The organism is Roseibium polysiphoniae (assembly GCF_014842925.1).
GTDB classification, from domain to species: domain Bacteria; phylum Pseudomonadota; class Alphaproteobacteria; order Rhizobiales; family Stappiaceae; genus Roseibium; species Roseibium polysiphoniae.
In genome coordinates, this window is record NZ_JACYXJ010000006.1 from 337,896 (window position 1) to 362,020 (window position 24,125).

Annotated in this window: 21 protein-coding genes, 1 pseudogene and 1 riboswitch; of the genes and pseudogenes, 15 read left to right on the forward strand and 7 right to left on the reverse strand. The window is 57.3% G+C overall.

Annotation, left to right across the window (positions count from 1 at the left end; translation table 11 throughout):
• The first annotated feature begins 192 nt into the window (after nt 1–192).
• Together IG617_RS17325 and IG617_RS17330 are read left to right on the forward strand one after the other, a co-directional pair.
• The gene (locus IG617_RS17325; RefSeq protein WP_192110488.1) at nt 193–1,638 is read left to right on the forward strand and encodes a M16 family metallopeptidase; all 1,446 of its coding nucleotides are present in this window, start codon (nt 193–195) and stop codon (nt 1,636–1,638) included.
• Nucleotides 1,639–1,641: 3 nt separating this feature from the next.
• Entirely contained in the window at nt 1,642–2,973 is a 1,332-nt protein-coding gene (locus IG617_RS17330; protein WP_192110489.1) for a M16 family metallopeptidase, read from the forward strand.
• Nucleotides 2,974–2,989: 16 nt separating this feature from the next.
• On the opposite strand, the gene IG617_RS17335 is transcribed toward IG617_RS17330, so the two are convergent.
• Nucleotides 2,990–4,516 carry an EAL domain-containing protein gene (locus IG617_RS17335; protein WP_192110490.1) on the reverse strand — a complete coding sequence of 509 codons (1,527 nt, stop codon included), beginning with the start codon at nt 4,514–4,516 and terminating at the stop codon, nt 2,990–2,992.
• A gap of 485 nt (nt 4,517–5,001) precedes the next feature.
• On the opposite strand from IG617_RS17335, the gene IG617_RS17340 reads away from it, so the two are divergent.
• From IG617_RS17340 to IG617_RS17385, 10 genes are all read left to right on the forward strand, one after another.
• Nucleotides 5,002–6,480, forward strand: a complete 1,479-nt coding sequence (locus tag IG617_RS17340; protein ID WP_192110491.1) for a sigma-54-dependent transcriptional regulator — start codon at nt 5,002–5,004, stop codon at nt 6,478–6,480.
• Nucleotides 6,481–6,598: 118 nt separating this feature from the next.
• Nucleotides 6,599–7,168, forward strand: a complete 570-nt coding sequence (locus IG617_RS17345; RefSeq protein ID WP_192110492.1) for a hypothetical protein — start codon at nt 6,599–6,601, stop codon at nt 7,166–7,168.
• A gap of 313 nt (nt 7,169–7,481) precedes the next feature.
• On the forward strand, nt 7,482–7,769 hold the full coding sequence (groES, locus tag IG617_RS17350) for a co-chaperone GroES (RefSeq protein ID WP_153770824.1): 288 nt from the start codon (nt 7,482–7,484) through the stop codon (nt 7,767–7,769).
• A 54-nt stretch (nt 7,770–7,823) separates the two neighbouring features.
• Nucleotides 7,824–9,464 (forward strand): chaperonin GroEL, encoded by a 1,641-nt coding sequence (groL, locus tag IG617_RS17355; protein ID WP_192110493.1) that lies wholly within the window; start codon nt 7,824–7,826, stop codon nt 9,462–9,464.
• A gap of 242 nt (nt 9,465–9,706) precedes the next feature.
• Nucleotides 9,707–9,925, forward strand: coding sequence for a SlyX family protein (locus IG617_RS17360; protein ID WP_192110494.1), 219 nt, complete (start codon nt 9,707–9,709; stop codon nt 9,923–9,925).
• A gap of 7 nt (nt 9,926–9,932) precedes the next feature.
• Nucleotides 9,933–10,934, forward strand: a complete 1,002-nt coding sequence (locus tag IG617_RS17365; protein WP_192110495.1) for an NADP-dependent oxidoreductase — start codon at nt 9,933–9,935, stop codon at nt 10,932–10,934.
• Between the two features lie 84 nt (nt 10,935–11,018).
• Nucleotides 11,019–12,032, forward strand: a complete 1,014-nt coding sequence (locus IG617_RS17370; RefSeq protein WP_192110496.1) for an efflux RND transporter periplasmic adaptor subunit — start codon at nt 11,019–11,021, stop codon at nt 12,030–12,032.
• Complete coding sequence (locus IG617_RS17375; RefSeq protein WP_192110497.1) at nt 12,029–13,267, forward strand: ABC transporter permease; 1,239 nt, start codon at nt 12,029–12,031, stop codon at nt 13,265–13,267. The genes IG617_RS17370 and IG617_RS17375 overlap by 4 nt, the downstream gene beginning before the upstream one ends.
• On the forward strand, nt 13,264–13,998 hold the full coding sequence (locus tag IG617_RS17380; RefSeq protein ID WP_192110498.1) for an ABC transporter ATP-binding protein: 735 nt from the start codon (nt 13,264–13,266) through the stop codon (nt 13,996–13,998). The genes IG617_RS17375 and IG617_RS17380 overlap by 4 nt, the downstream gene beginning before the upstream one ends.
• 71 nt (nt 13,999–14,069) lie before the next feature.
• A riboswitch (SAM-I-IV-variant riboswitch) is annotated at nt 14,070–14,194 on the forward strand.
• A 54-nt stretch (nt 14,195–14,248) separates the two neighbouring features.
• On the forward strand, nt 14,249–14,584 hold the full coding sequence (locus IG617_RS17385; protein WP_192110499.1) for a hypothetical protein: 336 nt from the start codon (nt 14,249–14,251) through the stop codon (nt 14,582–14,584).
• A gap of 19 nt (nt 14,585–14,603) precedes the next feature.
• Here the strand turns inward: IG617_RS17385 and IG617_RS17390 are convergent, their stop codons facing one another.
• The 6 genes from IG617_RS17390 to IG617_RS17415 form a co-directional block, all read right to left on the reverse strand.
• On the reverse strand, nt 14,604–14,960 hold the full coding sequence (locus IG617_RS17390; protein ID WP_192110665.1) for an acyl-CoA thioesterase: 357 nt from the start codon (nt 14,958–14,960) through the stop codon (nt 14,604–14,606).
• A 175-nt stretch (nt 14,961–15,135) separates the two neighbouring features.
• Nucleotides 15,136–15,600, reverse strand: a complete 465-nt coding sequence (locus tag IG617_RS17395; protein WP_192110500.1) for a group III truncated hemoglobin — start codon at nt 15,598–15,600, stop codon at nt 15,136–15,138.
• 4 nt (nt 15,601–15,604) lie between these two features.
• A complete protein-coding gene (locus IG617_RS17400) occupies nt 15,605–16,201 on the reverse strand; it encodes a Crp/Fnr family transcriptional regulator (protein ID WP_246542243.1) in 597 nt (198 codons plus the stop codon).
• A 308-nt stretch (nt 16,202–16,509) separates the two neighbouring features.
• Nucleotides 16,510–17,307, reverse strand: coding sequence for a ChbG/HpnK family deacetylase (locus IG617_RS17405; protein WP_192110502.1), 798 nt, complete (start codon nt 17,305–17,307; stop codon nt 16,510–16,512).
• 97 nt (nt 17,308–17,404) lie between these two features.
• Entirely contained in the window at nt 17,405–18,907 is a 1,503-nt protein-coding gene (locus IG617_RS17410; protein ID WP_209008570.1) for a glycosyltransferase family 39 protein, read from the reverse strand.
• A 10-nt stretch (nt 18,908–18,917) separates the two neighbouring features.
• The gene (locus IG617_RS17415) at nt 18,918–20,012 is read right to left on the reverse strand and encodes a glycosyltransferase family 2 protein (RefSeq protein ID WP_254170620.1); all 1,095 of its coding nucleotides are present in this window, start codon (nt 20,010–20,012) and stop codon (nt 18,918–18,920) included.
• Between the two features lie 455 nt (nt 20,013–20,467).
• Here IG617_RS17415 and hisS point away from each other — a divergent pair.
• From hisS to hisG, 3 genes and pseudogenes are all read left to right on the forward strand, one after another.
• Nucleotides 20,468–22,009 (forward strand): annotated as a pseudogene (hisS, locus tag IG617_RS17420) (histidine--tRNA ligase); the annotation flags it as partial.
• A gap of 2 nt (nt 22,010–22,011) precedes the next feature.
• Nucleotides 22,012–23,163, forward strand: coding sequence for an ATP phosphoribosyltransferase regulatory subunit (locus IG617_RS17425; RefSeq protein WP_192110505.1), 1,152 nt, complete (start codon nt 22,012–22,014; stop codon nt 23,161–23,163).
• Nucleotides 23,160–24,122, forward strand: a complete 963-nt coding sequence (hisG, locus tag IG617_RS17430) for an ATP phosphoribosyltransferase (protein ID WP_192110506.1) — start codon at nt 23,160–23,162, stop codon at nt 24,120–24,122. The genes IG617_RS17425 and hisG overlap by 4 nt, the downstream gene beginning before the upstream one ends.
• The last annotated feature ends 3 nt before the right edge of the window (nt 24,123–24,125 follow it).

Below are 24,125 nucleotides of genomic sequence, written 5' to 3' on the forward strand. Positions count from 1 at the left end.
CGCCCCTCGTCGAACGTGGGGCGGTTTTTATTTGAGCTGGGCCGCGCGAGATACAACGCTCGCGAGAAAATGACCGATCTTTAATGAGCCTTCGACAACCTCCGACCCTATAACAACCAAAGTACCTTTCGTCCGGCATGAACGAACTCTGCCACGGAAAGATACACGACACCCCTTTTCGCGGAGGCCATCTTGCGCACCCAACCCAGATCATTCCGCCGCAGCCAATTTGCTGCCCTTACCTTGGCAGTCACGCTTTTGGGCCTGCCATCTGCCGTGCTGGCAGCGGAACCACAGGATAGCCGACCTCTGGAGCTTCCATCCGACCTTCGGATTGCACCTGATCTCAGCCACTTCACGCTCGACAATGGCCTCGAAGTGGTTGTCATTCCAGATCATCGGGCTCCCGTCGTCACCCATATGCTCTGGTACAAGGTTGGCTCTGCTGACGAACCGGAGGGGCAATCGGGCGTCGCACATTTCCTCGAACATTTGATGTTCAAAGGCACGAAGAACCATCCGAACGGCGCCTTTTCAACCATGGTCGCCGAGAATGGCGGGCAAGAAAACGCATTCACAAGCGCCGACTACACCGCCTATTTCCAACGCGTGGCGAAAGAGCATCTGCCCTTGATGATGGAGATGGAAGCCGATCGCATGGAGAATCTGGTGTTGACCGAAGAGGTGGTCGCACCGGAACGCGACGTGGTTCTTGAGGAGCGCCGGATGCGGGTAGACAGTGATCCGGGATCCAGGCTTCGCGAAGCGCTTACAGCAATCACATTCGTCAATCATCCGTATGGTTCGCCGGTCATCGGCTGGCAAAGCGAAATCGAAGCGCTGAACAAGGATTCTGCGATCGCTTTCTACAATCGCTTTTATACGCCGAACAATGCAGTGCTCGTTATTGCCGGTGATGTTGATGCCGCAAACGTCAAAAAACTTGCTGAGCAGACCTATGGCAAGGTCGCCCGCCGCGCAGAACCAGGCGCCAGGGTACGTCCAGCAGAACCGCCACTCGCTGGCGAACGCCGCATTTCTGTCTCAGATCCGCGTGTTCGGCAGGAAACAGTCTCAATGACCTGGATTGTTCCCAGCCAGACAACCGGTCAAGGTCATGAGGCGGAGGCGCTTGACGTCCTGGCATATGTTCTCGGCGGCGGCGCAACCAGCCGATTGCACAAGGAAGCCGTTCTCGAGCGCAAACTCGCAATCAACGCAGGCAGCTACTATCAAGGTGGCGCGCTGAATGACGGCCGTTTCGGCTTCTACGGCGCACCGCGTGAAGGTCATACGCTGGATGAGATCGAAGCGATCATTCACGAGGAGCTCGAGAAGGTCATCTCCGGTGGCATTACTGAGGAAGAACTCGCCCGGGCCAAACGCAGCATGATCGCCAGCGCAATCTACGCCCAGGACAGTCAGCAAAGTCTGGCCAGAATCTTCGGCAGTGCGCTTGCGACCGGTCAGACGATCTCCGATGTCCAGACTTGGCCCTCGCAGCTTGGCGCAGTTACGCCAGAGGATGTGCAAGAGGTCGCGCGCAAATATCTTTCCGGCAAACCTGTTGTGGGTCGATTGGTGACACCGACGGAAGACACAGCCCTTTCCGATACAACCAAACCAGAGAAGTCGTGATCCATGCTGCACTTTGCACAAAAACACCTACGTCACGCCATCTCAGCCGGTGCGGTTGCGCTTGGGGCGTTAGGCTTGACGCTGTCGACAGCTCAAGCAGTCGATATTCAGCGCGTTGTCAGTCCGAAGGGCATTGAGGCCTGGCTGGTTGAAGACAATACGGTCCCGATCATCGCGGTCAATTTCTCGTTCAATGGCGGCGCTGTTCAAGACCCGGAAGGCAAGGAAGGCCTGACGCGCCTCCTGGCCTCCACTCTGGATGAAGGCGCAGGTGATCTCTCCTCTGAAAAGTTCCAGGCCCGGATGGAAGATCTCGCGGTCGGCATCAGCTTCAACACTGGCAAAGACTACTTTTACGGTAGCCTCCGAGCCCTGACGCCCGCGCGCGACGAGGCGTTCGACCTGCTCCGGCTGGCAGTCAACGATCCTCGCTTTGATGAGGTCGCAGTTGATCGCATGAAGGCGCAATTGGCCGTCGGCATTCGGCGGGCAACACGTGACCCGGACACGATTGCGTCGCGAAACATGCTGAAGGCGATGCTCGGAGAACATCCTTACGCCACCCCGACAAGTGGCACAGAAGAGAGCCTCGCAAGTCTGACCAGGGATGATCTGCTCTCTCAGAAAAACCGGATCTTTTCGCGCGAAACGCTTCGCATCGGCGTGGTCGGCGACATCAACGCGGAGACGCTTGCTCCCCTGCTGGACATGGTATTTGAAACCCTTCCTGGGACCGGCGACATCAACCCCGTTCCCGCGATGGATGTCCAAGCTGGTCAACGGGTCGATCACGCGATGCCAGTTCCCCAGACCAAACTTGTCTTCGCGCTGCCCGGTCTCAAGCGGGATGATCCTGACTACCAGGCGGCGTTTGTCATGAACCATATTCTGGGCGGCGGCACTTTCACCTCCTGGCTCTATGAGGAGGTGCGCGAGAAACGCGGATTGAGCTACAGCACCGGAACATCATTGTCTCCCTATGACGCAGGAGGTCTACTCCTCGGCTCTGCTGCGACGAGAGCGGATCGCGCGGAAGAGACGCTGGCAGTGATCCTGGAGCAGTTTGAGCGCATGGCAACTGAAGGTCCGACAGAAGCCGAACTCGAGAGCGCAAAGCGCTTCCTGACCGGCTCCTACCCACTGCGGTTTGATGCGTCTGGAAAAATCGCAAGGCAGCTCGTCGCCCTGCAGAACGCCGAGTTGGGCATCGATTATTTCGACAGGCGCAATTCAGAGATAGAAGCTGTCACCCTTGAGGATGTTCGACGTGTCGCCAAACGACTGCTGGCTGGAAAAGTGCCGACAGTCTCGACCGTTGGCCCTGCGTCGAACTAAGATCCGCGAACTAAAATCAACCTGCGGCGCGTTTACGTGCCGTGGGGGCCGGGGTTCCTTGAAGAACTTCGGCGCGCACGGGTCGAGGCGGCGAGAAGAGATTGCCCTGCGCAATATGGACATCGTAGTCGAGCAGTTCGAGAACCTGCGATTCAGTCTCGACGTGATCGGTGATCAACTCGATACCATATCGGTGCAGCAGGTCTCCAAAATCCGACGGATGGATATGACCGTGATCTGCTGAGCGGCGCCCGATCAGATAGTCCGCGTTTAGCTTGGCAAACTTGAAGCCCTTCTGCGCAAGAGCTTTGAAGTCCATCTTCATGTCGACGATGCGATCAATCGAGAAGCTGAAGCCGATTTCGGACAGAGCGCTGAGGCTCTCCATCTCCATCACGCCCATCTCAGCCACGTCGCTCTGGCTAAACTCGAAAATCAGAACATCAGACAGAGTTCTGTTGGCGTTCACGAACTCGAGAAACCCGGGAAAGAATGTCTCGTCGACGAGCGAGAGCGAAGAAATGTTGCAAAAGAGCGCCGCATTGCGGTTGCGTGAGGTCAGTCTGCGAATGACCTGCACTGAGCGAAACAGCAACAGATTGTCGATCCGGGCAATCTGGCCCGACCGAACGGCTTCCGGCAAGAAAGCCGATGCCTCCACGAGTTCTCCACGCGAGTCACGAAGACGCGTAAAGGCCTCATAGTATTTCACCTGGCGCTGAGGCAAAGTCACGATTGGCTGCAAATGCAGCTCAACGCGGTTCGAGTTCAGTGCAGACGTAATCAATTCGCGCATGAGCGGATCTGAATTGTTGCTCGCTGGCACCTCGTGCTCGGGCGTCGTCTGAGCCGCCTCTTCTGCAGATGCGAAAACACCTCCACGTGCGTCCGCAGCTGATCCCGCGCTGGCGTTCAAATTTTCCTGACCAGATGCATAGGCTGGCTCAGAAAAAGTCGGCTGGGTGACCTCATGACCTGAATTGCCAGGAGTTGGCGCTGCTGCGTATCGCTCAGCCTGATAGGAGACCTGCTGCGGCGGAGCTGCAGGTTCACGTTGTGGTTGAGCGTAAGGCTGGTTTTGGAACGGCGGAGTGTTTGAGTAGTGAGGAAGTTCGGCATGAGCCGGTGCCGGTGGCAGAGCCTTTTGATCCTCGACGCGTGTCTCCAGATCGGACATTGCCTCTGCCATCTGCTTGACCAAGGTGCCAAGAACCTCCACCTCGGCGAAGAGTGGGTCAATTTCCTCCCGCGTCCGATGAGGAATCGTGTGTTCCATGCCGGTCAGGCGGCCTTCGAGGTTGCCGACATCCTCATCAAGTTCTGCCATGCGATCCTCGAGCCGATCGACCGCGTCACTGACCGCGCCACGATCTCTTGCCCGGCTCACCAGCAGGTGAAACAGGATCATCGTGCACATCAACGCAAGCCCCAGGGACACAGCTTCGCCGAAAGGCCGCCCGAACTGAAAAATCAGCACGGCGGCAACGGACATCGCGATAATGCCCATGCAGATGGCTATGAAGAAGGTGGCGGTGCGCCCCATGATCACCAAAGGCTCTCAACTCGAATCAAAAACTTGGCGTTAATCATGCCTTAAGATTTGGCAGCGACCGAATCCAATGCCGTATGCATTTGCGGATAAAAGGGGTTGTCCCCTGATATGGAGCTCAAACGCTCTTAGACCCGTCTCATCCCAGAGTCTTGTCTCGACCGTCAAAGGCGTGGCCGTGGACCAATAACTTGCCTCCTGCCGCAGCGTCTGCAGATCAGTGGCACGCCGCATAGCGTCCACAGACGTTACGAATTTTAAAGACGCCACCTCTCTCACCCCAACTATTCAAGCGCATTGCCGCGTCGATCCTTCCTGCTGAGTGACCAGCCGTTTTCAAGCAGCCACACTGGGTGGAATGCAATTTCGGAGCGGCGACAACGCTTTGTTTACCCTGTTCGTAGAATTATCGTCAGGCCGGTTGAGGACATCGACCGACCCGAATCAACCCAGCCAAGAGAGACGGGGGACGCCCAGCAATGGGGAGTAAAGAGGGCCTGACAAGGCCTGTGATGGTACGTGTTCTGGATTGCTCTCCTGCCGACGCGGCGAGAACTGCAGCCGTGAGTGCGAAGCTTGCAGTCGAATGCGAAGATCCTTCCCTGTACAGCGTGACCGAACGCTGCCTGGAAGATCTCACGCGGGACAATACCGACGTGCTTGTTCTGGACCTGGAGACCATTGGCGGAGAAAGCGCGCTCGAACCCTTCGCGGTCCGGTGCCCATCGACCGTCATCATCGCCGTTTCCGCACAGGGGTCCGTTTCCCGCGCTGTCAATGCCATGCGTTCCGGCGCACATGACTTTCTCACCAAACCGTTTTCACTCGATGCCTTGGCTTCGAAAATCTCCTTTCAGCTGGATCAGAGAAAACCAAATCTCAGCATTCGGTCAGAGAAAACACACCTTACAAAGTCCGCGTCTCTTGAAGCGACTGACGCGTCGACGCCATCTGCCGCAAGAAAAGCCGGCGCGCTTGACCAACTGATCGGAAAATCGCTTCCGATGCAGGCGGTCTATGACCAAATTGTCCGCATGGCGCCATCCCAGGCTCCGGTGTTCATCACGGGCGAGTCCGGCACAGGCAAAGAGCTCTGCGCCAACGCGCTTCACAAGTTGTCAGACCGCAACAAGCAACGGATCGTGACGATCAACTGCGCGGCCATTCCACGTGACCTTATCGAAAGTGAAATCTTCGGATATGTCCGCGGCGCATTTACCGGCGCAACGGAAAACCGGACTGGCGCTGCCGAACAGGCCGACGGCGGCACGCTTTTTCTCGACGAGATCGGGGAAATGGACCTGATGCTGCAAAGCAAGTTGCTCCGCTTTCTGCAAACAGGAACCTTTCAACGCCTCGGCGACACCAAGAGCGTCAAAGTCGACGCCCGGATCATCTGCGCGACCAATAGAAATCCGCTCGCAGAAGTTTCCGCAGGACGTTTTCGCGAAGACCTCTACTACCGCCTGCATGTGCTCCCGATCCTGCTGCCGCCCTTGCGGGAACGGCGCGATGACATCATGGATCTGGCTCAGATTTTCTTGCAGCGATTTTCCTCAGAAGAACGTCGCGGTTTCAAGGGCTTTGATGCAGACGCTGAGGTCAGCCTGCTGGCCTACAACTGGCCCGGAAACGTACGCCAGCTTGAAAACACCATCCGCCAGATCGTCGTGATGAACGAAGGCCAATCCGTAACGATCGACATGCTGCCCATGCTGATCCGGGACCCATCTGGACGGACCACGTCGGTGATCGATCTGTCGCGCGAGCGCGCAAAGAGCCAGCCAACCATTCGCCCCTTCGGAACCATCGAGCCACTTTGGGCCCAGGAACGTCGGATCATCGAAGACACCCTTGTTGCTTTTGACGGCAACATTGCGATGGCCGCCGCCGCTCTTGAAATCAGCCCCTCGACGATCTACCGCAAAAAGCAAAGCTGGCTCGAGCGTAGTTGTTAACCAGCACAGTGTTTACTGCACCGCACTCATTTCCTTGTGTCCCGATGAAAGTCAGTCTATATCGACTTTAAAACAAGTTGAAAAACAACGTGATCGGGCATGCGCAGGGGTTAATTAAATGATGTCAGGTAAATTCGCACGTTCAGCTTTCGGAGCTGCTGCTTTTTCATTGGCGGCGGCAGTGGCGACTGCGTCTCTTGCCCAGACTACTTCGCCATCATTCCCCTCTCCGTCTGATGCACTGTCAAGCTCACTGGCAGCGCTGGATGCGTCGTGGGATGCGAGTGAGTTGGCGTTTACCGCTGCGACTTTCGCGACGTCCAACGCGTCCGGCTACGGTCAATACACGGCGCGGGACAGCAATAGCTTCTCGCCTACCGAAACAATTACCGTTTATGCAGAGCCCATTGGTTATGGCTTCGCCGAAACCGCCGGTGGCCACCGCCATGATATTGAGGTTGGTTTCAGGCTCCTCAACACAACTGGTCAGGTGCTGGCTGAACAAGATGGCTTTGCGCGCTTTGCCGGGGAAACGCCCAGTCGCAAGCGCGAGCTTCCGACAAGCCTGAGCTTTCAGTTCGAAGGCCTGCCGGCTGGCGATTACGTGTTGGAAGCGCTTTACACCGACAAGATCTCGGACAAGTCCGGAACCGTCACCTTGCCCTTTACGATGTCAGCAGCTCAGTAAAACCTGCGCCGATCGGAAAGATCACGGCTTACCGCTCACGTGACTTATTTCCTTGATCACCAAACAGCAGCCGGCATCACCCGGGTCTCCGCTCTACGGGGCGGCGTGACCGATCTCAAGCAGAGTCAAATTCCTGCTTCCCGGGATTGACAAAATCCGGGCCAAATCCTACATCACTGGCGCTGCTGGCACTCGCCCACTGGGAGTGCTAACAGCCGCGTAGGAACATTCCACGCGATCTTTCGAACCAAAGTTATCATGCCCGCACGCTGCCTTTCGGTTGGGGGCGTGCCACATGAGAGGAAAGAGCCAAATGACATTTCGTCCGCTGCACGACCGTGTCGTTGTTCGCCGTGTAGAGTCTGAAGAGAAGACCGCCGGCGGCATCATCATTCCGGATACCGCACAGGAAAAGCCTCAGGAAGGCGAGATCGTTGCTGTTGGCGCAGGCGCCCGCAAGGACAGCGGTGAGCTGATCCCGCTGGACGTCAAGGCTGGCGACCGCGTTCTGTTCGGCAAATGGTCCGGCACCGAGGTCAAGATCAACGGTGAAGACCTGCTGATCATGAAGGAATCCGACATCATGGGTGTTGTCGCCTAAGGCGAGCGTCCCTGATCCATTCAGTTTCCACCAGTTACAGAGTGAGACGATAGAATGTCTGCAAAAGACGTAAAGTTCGGGTCCGATGCCCGCACCAAGATGCTCAAGGGCGTCGACACCCTCGCAAACGCCGTCAAGGTAACTCTCGGCCCGAAAGGCCGTAACGTTGTTCTCGACAAGGCCTTCGGTGCACCGCGCATCACCAAGGACGGTGTTTCCGTTGCCAAGGAAATCGAACTTGAAGACAAGTTCGAAAACATGGGCGCACAGATGGTCCGGGAAGTTGCTTCCAAGACCAACGACATCGCTGGTGATGGCACCACGACCGCAACGGTTCTGGCCCAGTCCATCGTTAAGGAAGGCGCCAAGGCTGTTGCTGCCGGCATGAACCCGATGGACCTGAAGCGCGGCGTTGACATGGCTGCAGCTGAAGCAGTGAAGTCCCTCGAAGCTTCTTCCAAGACCATCACCACCTCCGCTGAAGTTGCTCAGGTCGGCACGATCTCCGCAAACGGCGACGCACAGGTCGGTGCTGACATTGCAGAAGCAATGCAGAAAGTCGGCAACGAAGGCGTCATCACGGTTGAAGAAGCCAAGTCGCTTGAAACCGAACTCGAAGTCGTTGAAGGCATGCAGTTCGATCGCGGCTACCTGTCTCCTTACTTCGTCACCAACGCTGACAAGATGCTTGCTGACTTGGAAAAGCCTTACATTCTCCTTCACGAGAAGAAGCTTTCCAACCTGCAGGCAATGCTGCCGATCCTCGAAGCTGTTGTTCAGTCTTCCCGTCCGCTGCTTATCATTGCAGAAGACGTTGAAGGTGAAGCTCTTGCGACACTCGTCGTCAACAAGCTGCGCGGCGGCCTGAAGATTGCTGCTGTCAAGGCTCCTGGCTTCGGCGACCGCCGCAAGGCCATGCTGGAAGACATCGCGATCCTCACCGGCGGTACAGTGATCTCCGAAGATCTCGGCATCAAGCTGGAAAACGTCACTCTCGAGATGCTTGGCACTGCCGAGAAGGTCGCGATCACCAAGGAAACCACCACCATCGTTGATGGCGCAGGTTCCAAGGACGACATCCAGGGTCGCGTTGGCCAGATCAAGGCTCAGATCGAAGAAACCACTTCCGATTACGACCGCGAAAAGCTGCAGGAACGTCTTGCCAAGCTCGCTGGCGGTGTTGCCGTGATCCGCGTTGGCGGTGCTACGGAAATCGAAGTGAAGGAAAAGAAGGACCGCGTCGACGACGCCCTGAACGCAACCCGCGCTGCGGTTGAAGAAGGTATCGTTCCTGGCGGCGGCACCGCTCTCCTGCGTGCCAAGAAGGCCGTTGCTCAGCTTGCGTCCGATAACCCGGACATCATGGCTGGCATCAAGATCGTTCTGCGTGCTCTTGAAGCTCCGATCCGTCAGATCGCCGAAAACTCCGGTGTTGAAGGCTCGATCGTTGTTGGCAAGATCCAGGAAAACGATGACGTCACCTTCGGCTTCAATGCTCAGACCGAAGAATTCGTCAACATGATCGAAGCCGGTATCATTGACCCGACCAAGGTTGTTCGTACTGCCCTGCAGGACGCAGCATCGGTCGCAGGCCTTCTGATCACCACCGAAGCCATGGTTGCAGAGCTGCCGAAAGACGCAGCTCCTGCAATGCCGGCTCCGGACATGGGCGGCATGGGCGGCATGGGCTTCTAAGCCACGCCAACCGAGCTTGAAATTGAAAAGGGCGGTCTTCGGGCCGCCCTTTTTTGTTGGCGCACCGCTGCATTCTAATGACCTAGATTCCGGTATTTTTGACTACTCTTACGCCACACCGGAACGATCGAACGAGGAAAGTGTTTGATCAGATGCCGAGATGCATGAGACATACGATCCACATATTCACGACAGAGACGAGCTGACAAAGCACGCAGCAAACGAAGGCAACGTGGAAACCGATGAAGCCCGAGACTGACCAGCAAGAGCGGATCGAAAAGATTGAAATGGACCTGGCCCACGCCAATCATACGATTGATGAACTCAATCAGGTGGTCATCGACCAGGGCAAACAGATCTATCGCCTGACCCGCAAGATCGCCGAAATGACGGACCAGATGGAAGAGTTGATTGAGAACTCGCTCCCCAGCCCGACTGTAGAAAAACCCCCACACTATTGAGCACCCCATGCAGAACAAACGGATAGTTTTGGCGTCTCGTCCTTCCGGACGGCTTGTTGACACCGACTTCGAGACCCGCAATGAGCCCCTTCCCTCCCTTGTCGAGGGCAAGGCAAGAGTGAGAGTTGTCTATGTTTCGCTGGATCCGGCGATGCGTGGGTGGGTCTCCCCAGCCACCAACAGCTACCTGCCTCCGATCCCGCTCGGCGAAACGATGCGATCGCTCGGCATCGGGATCGTGACCGAAAGCCGATGCGAAGGCTTGAGCGAGGGCGACTGGGTTTCCGGCTTTACAGGCTGGACCGAGTATCTCGACGTTGAGCCGGGCGCACTGAATGTCGTGCCTCAAAACGTCCCAATGGAAGCCTACATGGGCGTTTTCGGCCTTGCAGGCGCAACCGCTTACCATGGCCTCGTCAAGGTTGGCGAACCGAAGCGCGGCGAAACGCTGTGCGTCACGGGCGCTGCCGGATCGGTCGGATCGCTCGTCGGGCAGATCGGCAAGGCGTTGGGTCTGCGTGTGATCGGCATTGCCGGCACAAAGGCGAAATGCGACTGGCTTGTGAATGAGCTCGGGTTCGACGCAGCCCTCAACTACAAGACCGACGACCTGGATGCGGGCCTTCAAGCCTTCGCTCCGGAGGGGTTGGACCTTCATTTTGAAAACGTCGGCGGCAAGCCTTTCGCCGCAGCGTTACGCAACATGAAGGCATTCGGCCGGATTGTCATGTGCGGCTTCATTTCCGTCTACAATGGCGACAGCCCGGACGAAATGCCCGACATGACCGCGATCGTGCGGCGGCGCTTGACCCTCAAAGGCTTCGTTATGACCGACCATTTCGAAACCTATCCCGAGATCTTCAAAGCCTTGGGCGAAATGCTTCAGGCTGGCCAACTGAAATATCGCCTCGATATCGTCGAAGGTCTCGAAAACGCACCTACCGCCCTTAACAAGCTGTTCGATGGCAGCAACCAGGGCAAGCTGGTCGTCAAGGTTTCGGATCTTTAGGCCAAACAGGAAATTGATCCAAAACATGGATCTGGCCTCGCCGCGAGGTAGAGTGATTGCAGTCACTCTCTTCAAGGCGATGCCATGCCAATTGTACGCACGCTGCTGGTGCTTTTTCCTCTCACTGCGGTGATCGCAGGCGCTTTCTGGTGGACCAACCGTCCGCCGGTGGTTTCCGTCGTTTCGCCATTCTACGGTTCCGCTGCCGAAATCGTGTATGCGACCGCCGTGGTAGAACCAGTTGCCTGGGCAAAGGTGACATCTATCATTCGCGAGCGGATTGTTTCCCTTTGCGGCTGCGAAGGCAGCAGCGTTCGGGAAGGCGATGAACTTGCGGTGCTCGACAGCGGCGACGCAAGGGCGACCCTGGCCGAGCTTGAGGCACGCCAGGAGCTTGCCAAGGCCGAAAGAGAACGTTCGTTCGAACTTCTGGAACGCCGCGTCGTTAGCCAGCAGCTCTATGACAAAGCCCAGAGCCAGCTCATCCAGATCAATGCGCTGCTGGCAGCCCAGAAAGAACGTCTGCGGGACTACCGCATCACAGCGCCCATGGACGGGGTCGTTCTGCGCCAGGACGGCTCAGTCGGCGAAGTGGCCGAACCGGGAGAGATTCTTTTCTGGATCGGAGCACCGACACCTTTGCAGCTTGTCGCCGAAGTCAATGAAGAAGACATACCCAAGGTCACAAAGGGTCAAAAAGCCCTGATACGTGCCGATGCCTTCCCGGATCAGGATCTGACGGCAACCGTTTCCCGGATCACGCCCAAGGGCGACCCGGTTTTGAAGAACTATCGGGTCTACCTAGATCTACCGGCGGACACACCGCTGCGGATTGGCATGACGGTCGAACTCAACATCATCACCCGAGACGTCGAGGAGACACTGCTGCTCCCAGTGGCTGCCCTTGACGGGAGCCAGGTGCAGACCCTGGATGAGGAGAACCGGCTCCAGCTTCAACGGGTACAAGTTGGGATCCGCGGTACCAAGACAGTCGAGATACTCGATGGGCTGGCATCAGATGCCCGTGTCATGTCTCCCTTCGTGGAGGACCTTGAACAGGGAAAGAAGGTCTCCCCCGGTGAGGGGATGCAGGAATGATCCTGCTGGTGAAAATCGCCGCCACGCACGTTCGGAACCGGCTACGACAAACCGTGGTCTCAACCCTTGGCGTCGCCTTGGGGGTTGGCTTCTCGATTGCCATGGCAGGTCTCATGGAGGGATCGCAGAGAGATTTCACCACTTCGCTCATTGACGCAATCCCGCATGTCGAAATACGCGACGAGAAACGAAACCCTACTGTTCAACCCGCCAGCCGGCAATTTGATGCCGTGGCATTTCACGGTTTGAGGCCGCTCGAAGACCTCAGGGGCATTCGCAACCCGACAGAAGCGATCGCATCCTTACGGGAGTGGGTGCCGGGGCAAATCGCTCAGCGTCTAACCGGACAGTCAGTGCTTCGTTACAGCGGCCAGGACATGGGCATGACAGTGGTCGGCGTGGTCCCCGAGCGAGAGCTTGTTGTCTCGAAAATCCGTGAGGACATGCGTGCGGGGTCGTTTGCCGATCTGACAAGCACAAGCAATGGCCTGGTTATCGGAGATACTGCTGCAGATCGCCTTGGCGCCGATATCGGTGACACGGTGACGATGACCTCCGGAACTGGCCAGGCAAAGCGTTTCAAGATTGTCGGGCTGTTCCACACCGGCGTTTCAAGCAGCGACGAGGGACTGGCCTACGCTCCGCTGAAGGCTGTTCAGATCCTGTTTGAGAAGCCAAACATCATCAACCGGATCACCATTCGGCTGAATGACATCAATTCCTCCAACACGATCGCTGCGCGGGCAGAACGCCAGCTCGGCTACAAGGCCGTCTCCTGGGAGGAAGCCAATGAAGGACTGATGGAAGCCTTCGCAGTCCGCAATGTCATCATGTACACGGTGGTTGGAGCAATACTTCTCGTCGCCGGTTTCGGTATCTTCAACATCATTTCGACGATCGTTCACGAGAAGGCCCGCGACATTGCCATCCTGAAATCGCTGGGCTTTCCCGAAGGTGATATCCAGCAGATCTTTGTGCTCGAGGGGCTCGTTATCGGCGTCCTCGGCGCAGCTGCGGGCTGTATGCTTGGCTATGGTCTCTCCAGCTATCTAGCCACCATCCGCTTTGAGTTTTCCGCCGGGAGGGAGATGACGCATCTGCCGATCTACTTTTCTACACTGCATTATGCGATCGCGAGCGGACTCGCTCTTTTTTCGTCGAGTATCGCGGGATACTTCCCGGCGCGGCGCGCGGCGCGCCTCAATCCCGTTGACATAATCCGGGGTGCGACATGACGCACTCTGCGCCGCCCACGGCCGTATCCCGTCCTCTTCTGGAAGTGCGCAAGCTGACCAGAGTTCTGCCTGCCATCGTGCCGGTGACGCTGGTCAAGGACGTCAATTTCTCAATCGGCTCTTCCGAGTTTGTCGCCATCACCGGTCCGTCAGGCTCGGGGAAATCATCACTGCTTTATCTGCTTGGACTTCTGGATCGCCCGACCGAAGGGGAGGTTCTGATCAATGGGCAGGGGACTCACAGTCTCTCCAAGCGAGACCTGGCACACCTACGCCTTGAGAAACTTGGGTTTGTTTTTCAGTTCCATTTCCTGCTTCCAGAATTCTCGGCGCTGGAGAACGTGACCATCCCGATGCAGAAACTCGGTCAGCTGTCTTATCGTCAGCAGCGAGAAAGAGGCTCAGCGCTGCTGGAAGGGCTCGGACTAAGCGAATTTTTGCACCGTCGGCCGGCGCAGCTCTCCGGCGGCCAGAGGCAGCGCGTCGCAGTCGCGCGTGCCCTCGCAAATGCACCACAGCTGATCCTGGCAGACGAGCCGACCGGAAGTCTGGACTCCGTCGCAACCGAGCAGGTTTTCGAAACTCTAGCCAGTATCGTTGCCAAGGAGGAAACCACAGTTGTCGCGGTCACCCACGATATAGACTTGGCTGAGCGGATGCAGCGGCGGATTCATCTGGTGGACGGAATGGTCGACTATGACCGAGCCAGGGATGATCTCGTCAACAGCTGAACGGGCTCTCGCCGCATACCTGCCATACTTCGACTTTACTTGCCCTGGTTAGGAAGACGTGGCATAAGCCCTGCCATCATCAAGAGAAGGGCTGGCGCCCTCGCCAACCTGCCTAACCGGGCAAGGTGGTCCCCGCCAGGGATGCGGCCGGATGGTTTCAGGAAGATGTCTCTTCCAGGAAACAACCGGCAACCAAGCGGTACTTCGTTTCATGCGCCAGTTCTCCTCGGGCAACCGATGGAGGATTATTTTGTCTAAGGACCCTTTCGCCAGGCAGGCGGCCAAACTCGCAGACCTTTCACGCGCCGTACTTGTACAGGCGAGTGCTTCACCAGAATCTTCGGAAACCCAGGCTTGGGAAGAAGCAGCTGAAGACTGTGTTCTCGCGCGTGTCGACGCTATCCGTATTCTCGGCGGGCTTCCAATGCATCAACCTGAGCTGGATTGCAGGGACCGGCGCACACGGCTTGAAACCCTTCTGGGATACTGGGCCAACGGCTGCCCCTTTGTCATCGACGAGAAGCTGTTTGCAGACATCCTCAAACGGCGGCGCCCAAGGCCCGTCTCAACGCAGATTTCCAGCTGAACGGTAGCCTGGCCCGCACTTAGTCTCCCATAGGTGGCACCTTTGGAACCGGGCGTGGCCGACCGTCTTCATCAACGGCGACCATGGTGAAGTTGGCTTCCGTCACCTTTTCGCGGTGACCGTAGCGGTGGCGAAGTGCCCAGGCTTCGAGGATGATCCCCATAGAAGACGTGCCGACCCTGTCGACCCGACTGTAAATGCAAAGAACGTCGCCTACGTGGACCGGACGGATGAACTTCATCTGGTCGACCGCAATGGTGACCACACGGCCACCGGCGCGCTGGCCAGCTGCGATACCACCGGCCAGATCCATCTGAGAGAGCACCCACCCACCGAAGATATCACCCGCCGCATTCGTGTCCGCCGGCATCGCCATGGTGCGCAGTGTGAGCTCCCCTGATGGGGCTTCTATCGCATCTTCGTGCTTTTGGTCTGTGCTCACATTCTCTCTCCCGCCATACTTAGTTGTTCGAAGACTATCGGCTGGAACCTGCTTCGCAAGACGTTCTTGCGTGCATGACTGGTTCCCAACGAGAAACCAAAGCCGAGATCTACGGCTTTACGCTTTTAAGGTCCGCAGGGATATCGCATCCGGGCGTTCCAAAGCCTGCGAGCCAGAGGCTTTGCGCGATGCGCTCGGCAGAAACGACTACCGCCGATCCAGCCTCAGCACCAAAGACATCTTTTGCGACCGGACGAAACAGGGACAACCACTCACCATAGTCATCAGATCGGATCGCCGTCTGGCTCACATGAACCGGAACAGGCTTGCCCTTGTAGTCGCCGGTTTTGAGTAGGACCGATTGCCAGAAAAGCTTCATTTTTGCGAGATGCGCTGGCCATCGGCCATCGACGCGCGCTTCGAACAGCGGACCAAGTCGTTCGTGCGCCTGGATCTTGCAATAGAACACCTCGACCAACTGATCGATGCCCTCGGCCGTGATGGCGGGATGGACCGGCGTTCGAGCAGAAGCCGATCGGACGTTGAGATCCGCTGGATGAGCAATGTCTGTCATGATCTCAAAGTGCCGCTGCCTGTTTCAGCCATTCAGGCTGCTCCAGACAATAGTAGCCAGAAATCCGGCTGATGATCCCAGCACGTTTCCAGTCATTCAGTACGCGGCTGACGTTTTCACGGGCAGCTCCTGCCATGTTGGCAATATCAGCCTGGCTAAGCTTGTAGTGGATCAACACGCGCCCATCATCGAGGGGTTTGCCGAAGGTCTCCGAGAGCTGGAGCAAGGTCTGCGCAACACGGCCAGGAAGCGGAAGAAAGGACCGGGCAGCGAGGACGTCATTAGCTTGACGCAAGCGTTTGCCGACGATGGACAGCATATGCCGGTAAACGGCCGGATTCTCATCTGCAAATCGTTCGAAGGCAGCCTTGTCGATAAATGCCAGCTGAGCAGCCTTGAGCGCACTTACTGTTGCCGACCGCGGACGACCGTCAAGCAGTGCAAGTTCGCCGACCAGATCGCCGGGCCCAAGCACCGCGAGCAGCTGCTCATCCCCTTCGATCGAGAGAATGGAAACCTTCATCGATCCCTCGAGAACGGCATAGCATCCATTTCCTGGATCACCGTTTTCAAAGAGGATCGTGCCGGCTGCCACTTTCATAGGCCTCGCAAGGCTCGACAGCTGTTCAGCAAGATCCGAGGAGAGGCCCTCGAGCGAAAAACTATTTTGAAGAAATTTCTGAATTTCGGCCACAGCACTGCCCTTCCCCGGCAGCGCTTTCCCAGGTTGGAAAACGACCACCAACATCAAGTTTGTGACTCACATCACGTGCATATCCAGAAAATAGACCTATATGGAAAGACATGGAAGCGGAACACACACCGCTTCTGACCTCCCCGAAAAAGGTTCCGTCCCCCGCCGGAACCTTTTTTCGTTCCGGCCACAACAATGAGCCCACCCAAATAGCCTCAGTAGAGAAATACACCTCGTTCATCGAGAGTGTGGAAGAACCGTTCGCTGGCCAGAACCTCGCGATGAGCCTCACGAACCGCGATCTTGCCGGGCGCCTCGTCACGGCGCAGGCGATCGTCCGCAGCACCGGGTAGACAGGCGACGAAGGTCATGTCCGAAAGGCCGTCGAAATGATGCTGCAGCTGAACCTGCAACTCATCTGGATCTTCAGTTTCGGGGAGAGGCGGTCCCCAAGGCAAGACATCGAAACCAGCCTTTGTCGCAATGTGTCTGATCCGCGCTGTATGCAAGCCAGGCGGAATAGCGGTGACGATCTTCGGGTTTTCTGAAAAGCCCTCAAGAGACAGCGCATTTATCACAAGCCGGACAATCGCGCTGCGATCGAAGAGGCTCTCTCTGACTGTCACAAAGTCCGGCTCTCTTCCCATCTTCGATGTATAGGCGCTGACCTGTGCACGGATCTCACTTGTCAGAATTTCTTCTGGAAGCAGGCGCACCATGGCGCGGCGTTCAAGCGAGGCGCGCGTCGGCATCTCATTGCCATAGACCTTCTGCATTCTTTCGCTTAGCGGATGCACCCGGTCGCCGCTTAGCGCCAGCGTCAATCCAAACAATGCGCGCTCACCCACTTGTGCTGCGACGTCTTGCAGGGGTTTGAACTCACGGGGCCAGAGATCGGTGGCAACAATGCAGCCGACCGCGCTTAGCCGCCCCTCCAGCAACAGGGCCCGTAGCGTTCGGTCGACGCCAAAAGCCAGACCGTAGTCCAGCGCGCCTAAGGTAATTCGTTTCATGCAAACTTTGCCTGGCGGAAATCAAGATTGATGGTTTCTATCCCTGCGTCATCACGCGATAGATTTCAACCTTGCCGGTCTCTTTGCCGCCGTAGGGTCATTTGGCCCGGATGTTGTTCACAGGCTCCAGCGGTACAGCAACAGCGTCGCTGACCACATAGACAACCAGGTTTTCCAACAGGACGCCTTTGACAGTTCTTGGCAAAACCGCAAGCTTTTCGACGTTCTTGTAAGACCGGGACAGCGCTGCGCTGTCGTCTCGTCTTTCTTCACTGACATAAAGACCCGGGCGTTCGAAGAGCGTCTGGTCGACGTCCTCTTCCATCGCATAACGAATGCGCTCATTGAGCTGAATGACCGGCAAGTCGCCCGCAAACAGAAAGGCAAGCTGTCCGTTGAGGCCATAGCCAGTGGTCGCAATGTAAGCTGCGCCTTCCTTGTCCACCAATTCTGCGACTCTTTCGCCGACTTCAGGCCAGCCTCGCAGCTGAAAGGTCGGATCCTTCCGCGCCAGCTTACCACTTATCGGCGAGACCGCATGGACCTGGACAATGACCGCAACGATTACGCCCAGGATCACACCGGCAAGCGCGAGATAACGCCAGACCTTTTGGCTTGACGTAGCGACGAACCAGGCAGCCATCAGCGCAAAGGTCGGGAACAAGGGCGCGGGCCAATTGGCCTGAACGCGCGCATGAAGCGAGTGGAACAATAGATAGGCCAAAAAGGGCGATATCGTCAGGATCAGAAGCCCCGCACCTGCATCACCACGAATTGCCTTCCGCCCCAGCCCGAACGCCCCCAAAACGGCCAGTATCGCGATCAGCGGATTGGCCAATCCCAGAACAGCTCCGATGAATTCAAAGATGTATTTGCTGGTCCAACCGCCTTGCGCTGCGCGGCCAAATTGCTTGTAGAAGCTGACCCAGTCGTAGAGATGGTTCCAATAGAGCACCGGCGCAAAACACAGAAGGGCAATAAGCCCGCCCGCCCAGAGCTGCCATGTGCCGAACCAGCGGCGCGCTGAGGGCACTAATACAAGCCAAAGAGTGATCCCCGCTCCCAGGAACAGGACAGAGTACTTTGAGTCCAACCCCAAGCCTGCGAACAATCCGACAGCCAGCAACCAGTTGGGCTTTTGAGATGAATGCAGCTCTGCGAGCGCCCAGAGCGCAAGGCCCCAAAAGAACACGGAAGGGGCATCCGGCGTCGCAAGAATCCCGCCGACGCCCACGAGAATACTGGCATTGAGGAACAGCACGGACCAGCCGGCGACGAGCCGGTCGAATAGAATATCTGCCGTCCGCCAGAGAAAAAATGAGCCGAGCGCAGAGGAAAAAACCACGAGCCCGCGAACGCCCAGAGGTGTATCGCCGAAGATCGCCAGTCCGGCCCAGATCCACCAGGCGATCATCGGAGGATGATCATAATAGCCAAGGGCGGGCGACAGCCCCCAAAGCCGATAGTAGGCCTCATCCTCGACGAAGTGCGCGTTGGCGGCAGACCAAAGCTTGAGCCCGGTCAGCGCAGCCACAAAGACAACGAGGAACACCGGCCTCAGATAGACCGGCAAGGTCAGGTCCGCAGGTTGACGTGTCAAATAGCCCTCGTCAGCTCTTGCGCCAGGTCAGCGCAGAGCTCGCCGCATAGTTCCAAACAGCGCCCATGATCGCACCGGCGGTGCCAGCGAACAACCAGTAGGCCGGATCCTGGTAGATCAGACCTGCCACGCCAACATTTGCAAGAACACCGACGCTGCAAACCGCATAGAAGGTCAAAAGGCCCTGTATGGCCTTGATGCCCGTCAGACGGCGATCACGATAGGTCAGCTGATTGTTCAGGAAGAAGTTGGAGGTCATGGCAACGAAGGAGGCTGCAGTCTGCGCCAGATTAAACCCGTAGTCACCGACAACCAGGAACAAGCGAAGCGCGATGAGATGCACAACCAGCCCACTGGCGCCAACCAGGCCGAACATCAGAAACCTGACGGAAATGGCATTGCCAAAATATTTGGCCAGCAAGAGCCCAAAATAGTCCAGGGTCACCAGCGTATCCAGCTTGCTCTCGCCGTGCTGCCGCTCCCGAAAGGTGAATGGCAGTTCCTTGATCCGGAGCCGTCCGCCAAAGCTCGACACGATATCGAGCAAGATCTTGAAGCCCTGCGCCGAAAGCCTTGGCGCAATTTCTTCGGCTTTCTCGCGCCGGATCATGAAAAATCCGCTCATCGGGTCGCTGAGGGAAACGTTCAACAGCTTCTGTGCAAGAGAGTTGGCAATGTTGGAGCCCCAGGCACGGAACTTGGAAAGGCCCTCACCTATGGTCCCGCCTTCGACCTTTCGGCTGGCCACCACGAGATCAGTTTCGCCGTGCTTCAGTTCCGCCAACATCTCAGGTAACAGCGCTTCGTCATGCTGCAAATCAGCATCCATGACAGCTACATAATCCGCGGAGCTGGCAAGCATGCCTTCGATGCAGGCGCCCGACAATCCGCGTCGACCAATACGCCTGATGACACGTACCCGCGGGTCCTGTCGGGCCAGCACTCGCGCAGCTTCTGTTGTTCCATCGGGCGAATTGTCGTCGACAACGATAGCCTCCCAATCGATGCCATCGAGCGTTTCATGCAGCAACTCGATCAGGATCGGCACGTTTTGCGCTTCATTGAACGTCGGCAGAACGATGCTCAATTCGGCGGCGCGTGGCATCGCGTCAGCAAGGTCTGCCGGAGCCACCTTGCCTGCTCCATCGAGCTTCCTCAGTTCTGCTGCACTTTCCATCGACACGCGTGCTCCGCTTTCTTCATTCGTTTCTGCGGCAGGACCGCAGTTTTATCGCGCTTTAAAAGTGCGCGGACCATAACTTTGCAGACCGGGAATGCAAGCAACCCCGTGTCCTGGTCATGCGATATCGGCGGCCGAGCAATTTAACTCTCAAATGCCGCTCGCGATGGGCCAAGGCAGCTTCTGCCGTTCTCCGGCAAGGTGATTGCACAAACTCATTACTTTTCCGTATGGCCCCTAAGGCCTGAGTATGTCCTAAACTTGCCCTACCCTCCTGTTTCGTCTAGGACACCCGGGAAATTGTCGCCTGTGCTGCGGTCCAGTTCATGGACCTGTTCGGCCGGGCGTAGCACCTCGCCAGGACTGACGCATCAATGGCCAAGAAACCGAACAAATTAAAAGCCCGCTTGCCGCGTGGTTTTGTGGATCGCTCCGCTGCAGAAATCAGGGCGGCGGACGAGATGATCGGTAAGATCCGCGAGGTCTACGAACGCTACGGGTTCGACCCGATCGAGACACCGGCCTTTGAATATACGGACTGCCTTGGCAAATTCCTGCCAGACACTGACCGGCCCAATGCCGGTGTGTTTTCAGTTCAGGACGACGATGAACAGTGGATGAGCTTGCGGTACGATCTGACCGCCCCCCTTGCTCGGCACGTCTCTGAAAACATCAATGAAATCCAAATGCCCTACCGCACCTATCGCGCTGGTTGGGTGTTCCGCAACGAAAAGCCCGGCCCCGGGCGATTCCGGCAATTCATGCAGTTTGACGCCGACACGGTCGGAGCACCAAGTGTCCAGACTGACGCTGAAATGTGCATGATGATGGCCGATGCCATGGAAGCCCTCGGGATCCCTCGTGGTCAATACGTGATCCGGGTAAACAACCGTAAGGTTCTTGACGGTGTCATGGAAGCCATCGGGCTTGGCGGCGAAGACGACGCCGAACGCCGTCTGACCGTTTTGCGGGCGATGGATAAATACGACAAGTTCGGCGCAGAAGGCGTTCGCTTGCTTCTGGGCGCTGGACGCAAGGACGAGAGCGGCGACTTCACGGCAGGGGCGAGCCTGTCCGACATGGCAATCGACGCCATCATCGAGATCCTGGAAGCCTCCGCGATCGATGATCTGATCGACTACACCAATGATCTGACTTTCAAGACAGCCGCGCTTTCCAAATTCGCGATCAACGAGAGTTTTGATGCGGGCTTTCGGGAACTCAAGCTGATCTCGGATCTGGTCAAATCCGGCGGTTACATGTCAGATCGTATCTCTATCGATCCATCGGTCGTCCGTGGCCTCGAATATTACACCGGGCCCGTTTATGAGGCAGAGCTTCTCTTCGACGTAAAAAACGAAAAGGGTGAAGTCGTCCAGTTCGGTTCCGTCGGAGGCGGCGGGCGCTATGATGGTCTCGTCAAGCGCTTCACAGGCCGCGATGTGCCAGCCACCGGCTTTTCCATTGGCGTCTCGCGTTTGATGAGTGCGCTCAAGAACCTCGGCAAGCTTGATGTTGAGGATGCTATCGCTCCGGTTCTCGTCACAGTTATGGACGGAGATGCCGAGGCACTCGGGCGCTATCAGAAAATGACCCAGGATCTCCGTGCTGCGGGCATTCGCGCCGAGATGTATCAGGGCAATTGGAAGAAATTCGGCAACCAGTTGAAATATGCCGACCGCAGAGACTGCCCGATCGCGATCATTCAAGGCTCGGACGAGCGGGACGCGGGAGAGCTACAGATCAAGGACCTAATCGAGGGCGCGCGACTTGCGTCAGAAGCGACCGATGTCGACAACATCACGTGGCGCGAAAGCCGCCCGGCGCAGATCACGATCAAGACGGACGATCTGGTCCAGACCGTTCGCACCTTGCTTGACCAGCAGGCTGAAGATCGCAGACGCCTGTCGGGAGAAGTTTGACGATGCCGCAGAGCAGCCTGACGACTGATGACATTGAAACGGTGCTGGCACTTTTTAAGGATGCCGGCCATGACAAAGTCTCACCGCCAATCCTCCAGCCTGCCGACGTCTTCCTGGACCTTGTGGGCGAGGACATTCGTCGCCGTCTGTTCTTGACCAATGGGACGGATGGCGAGGACCTTTGTCTGCGTCCGGATTTCACGATCCCTGTATGCCGCTTGCACCTGGAAAACGGCGCCGCAGCACGACAAGCCGCTTATTGCTATCATGGCCCGGTCTTTCGCCAGCGCGCAGACGGCCTCGGCGAGATACCCCAAATCGGGGCTGAGAGCCTGGCACGGGACGATTTTGTCGCTGCTGACGCCGACATGCTTGCCCTATCGGTCAAGGCAGTGAACCAGTTCGGCCTCAGCGATCTGGATATCCGCATCGGGGACGAGACGCTTTTCGTCGAGGTCCTGAAAGGCCTTGATCTGCCCGTCGTCTGGCAGCGCCGGCTTCGGGACCTGTTTGGTGATACGGAAAAGCTCTCGGAAGCGCTCAGCCGAATGGCTGGCGGCGAGGCGAACAAGGATGATGAGCGGCGCGACGTTCGTCTCGGCTTTCTCTCTGCGCTAGAAGGTGCACACCCGACTGAAGCCCATGCAGTCGTCGAAGACCTTCTGTCCATCGCCGGGATTTCTGCCGTCGGCGGCCGTACGGCTGGCGAGATTGCCGACCGCTTTCTTGAGCAGGCCCAGCTGGCAAGCGGAGCCGGATCGAACCCGAAAGCCGCAGAAATCCTGAGACGCTATCTCGCCATAAGCGGCCCTGCGGACACAGCGGCCCGCGAACTGGAAACCTTTGCGGCAGAGACTGGCATAGACCTTTCCGAACCTATCGCCAGTTTCCGGGCCCGGCTTGACGCCTTGGCTGCCAAGGGGCTCGCAACACAAACGCTGACATTTGCGGCCGACTTTGGTCGTCGCCTCGACTATTACTCGGGCTTCGTCTTCGAGATTCATGGCCTCAACAGCCCTTCAGACGAACAGCTGGTGGGCGGCGGACGCTACGACAAACTGGTGCAACTGCTAGGCGCGGAGACCGAGGTGCCCGCCATCGGCTTCTCTCTGTGGCTTGACCGCATTGCCAAGATTAAGGGAGCCGGCGCATGAGCAAGCTGACCATCGCGATCCCCTCCAAGGGCCGTCTTCAGGAAAACACCCATTCGTTTTTCGGCCGCGCAGGCTTAAAAATACTTCAGCCGGGTGGCGCGCGGAATTACCGTGGCGCCGTCAAAGGGTTACCTGACGTCGAGATCGCCTTTCTATCGGCGTCAGAGATCGCCCGCGAACTCTCTGACGGCACGGTGCACTTCGGCATCACCGGACTGGATCTGGTTCACGAAAACATCGCCGCGCCGGAAAAAACAGTTCACATTGTCACGCCCTTGGGTTTTGGCTCTGCCGACGTCGTGGTCGCCGTTCCCAAAGCCTGGATCGATGTCGAGACCATGTCTGATCTTGGCGATGTTGCATCCGATTTCAGAAACCGGCACGGCCGTCGCCTTCGTGTCGCAACCAAATACGTCAACCTGACCCGGGCGTTCTTTGCGAGCCACGGCATAGCTGATTACCGTATCGTGGAGAGCGCAGGCGCGACGGAGGGTGCACCTGCAGCTGACGCCGCAGAGTTGATTGTCGACATCACCACCACCGGCTCGACGCTTCAGGCCAACAATCTGAAAATCCTTACAGACGGCGTTATCCTGAAGAGCCAGGCGCATCTTGTGGCGTCGCTGAGTGCTGACTGGAGCGATACCGCTCTCGCAGGTGCCAAAGCGATTCTAGACCGGGTGGCTGCGGAAGAGAAAGCGCGGGACAACCGTGTTCTAAAGGCCGCGATTTCTGATCGCGGTGCAGCGCTGGAAGCCCTTTCCAAAATCGCCAGCGTCCAGCCTTTCGGGAACAATGAAGGCCAAATGCTTGGCGTTCTTTGTCCGAAAGACAGTGTCGCCGATTGTGCAAGGTGCCTCATTGAGCATGGCGCAGACACTGTGACGGTAGAGACTCTGGAGTATGTTTTCACAAAGGAAAACAGCCTCTTCAGTCCATTGGCCGAAAAGCTGTCTTAAGGG

Bases quoted from the DNA above. Each gene is read 5' to 3' on its own strand.
- IG617_RS17425 (WP_192110505.1), top strand. From the start codon at position 22,012: ATGCCGCAGAGCAGCCTGACGACTGATGACATTGAAACGGTGCTGGCA.
- IG617_RS17370 (WP_192110496.1), top strand. From the start codon at position 11,019: ATGCCAATTGTACGCACGCTGCTGGTGCTTTTTCCTCTCACTGCGGTG.
- IG617_RS17415 (WP_254170620.1), bottom strand. From the start codon at position 20,012: ATGCCACGCGCCGCCGAATTGAGCATCGTTCTGCCGACGTTCAATGAA.
- IG617_RS17405 (WP_192110502.1), bottom strand. From the start codon at position 17,307: ATGAAACGAATTACCTTAGGCGCGCTGGACTACGGTCTGGCTTTTGGC.
- IG617_RS17395 (WP_192110500.1), bottom strand. From the start codon at position 15,600: ATGACAGACATTGCTCATCCAGCGGATCTCAACGTCCGATCGGCTTCT.
- hisG (WP_192110506.1), top strand. From the start codon at position 23,160: ATGAGCAAGCTGACCATCGCGATCCCCTCCAAGGGCCGTCTTCAGGAA.
- IG617_RS17400 (WP_246542243.1), bottom strand. From the start codon at position 16,201: ATGAAAGTGGCAGCCGGCACGATCCTCTTTGAAAACGGTGATCCAGGA.
- IG617_RS17390 (WP_192110665.1), bottom strand. From the start codon at position 14,960: ATGGCGATGCCGGCGGACACGAATGCGGCGGGTGATATCTTCGGTGGG.
- IG617_RS17375 (WP_192110497.1), top strand. From the start codon at position 12,029: ATGATCCTGCTGGTGAAAATCGCCGCCACGCACGTTCGGAACCGGCTA.
- IG617_RS17380 (WP_192110498.1), top strand. From the start codon at position 13,264: ATGACGCACTCTGCGCCGCCCACGGCCGTATCCCGTCCTCTTCTGGAA.
- groES (WP_153770824.1), top strand. From the start codon at position 7,482: ATGACATTTCGTCCGCTGCACGACCGTGTCGTTGTTCGCCGTGTAGAG.
- IG617_RS17365 (WP_192110495.1), top strand. From the start codon at position 9,933: ATGCAGAACAAACGGATAGTTTTGGCGTCTCGTCCTTCCGGACGGCTT.
- IG617_RS17340 (WP_192110491.1), top strand. From the start codon at position 5,002: ATGGGGAGTAAAGAGGGCCTGACAAGGCCTGTGATGGTACGTGTTCTG.
- IG617_RS17335 (WP_192110490.1), bottom strand. From the start codon at position 4,516: ATGGGGCGCACCGCCACCTTCTTCATAGCCATCTGCATGGGCATTATC.
- IG617_RS17330 (WP_192110489.1), top strand. From the start codon at position 1,642: ATGCTGCACTTTGCACAAAAACACCTACGTCACGCCATCTCAGCCGGT.
- IG617_RS17345 (WP_192110492.1), top strand. From the start codon at position 6,599: ATGATGTCAGGTAAATTCGCACGTTCAGCTTTCGGAGCTGCTGCTTTT.
- groL (WP_192110493.1), top strand. From the start codon at position 7,824: ATGTCTGCAAAAGACGTAAAGTTCGGGTCCGATGCCCGCACCAAGATG.
- IG617_RS17360 (WP_192110494.1), top strand. From the start codon at position 9,707: ATGAAGCCCGAGACTGACCAGCAAGAGCGGATCGAAAAGATTGAAATG.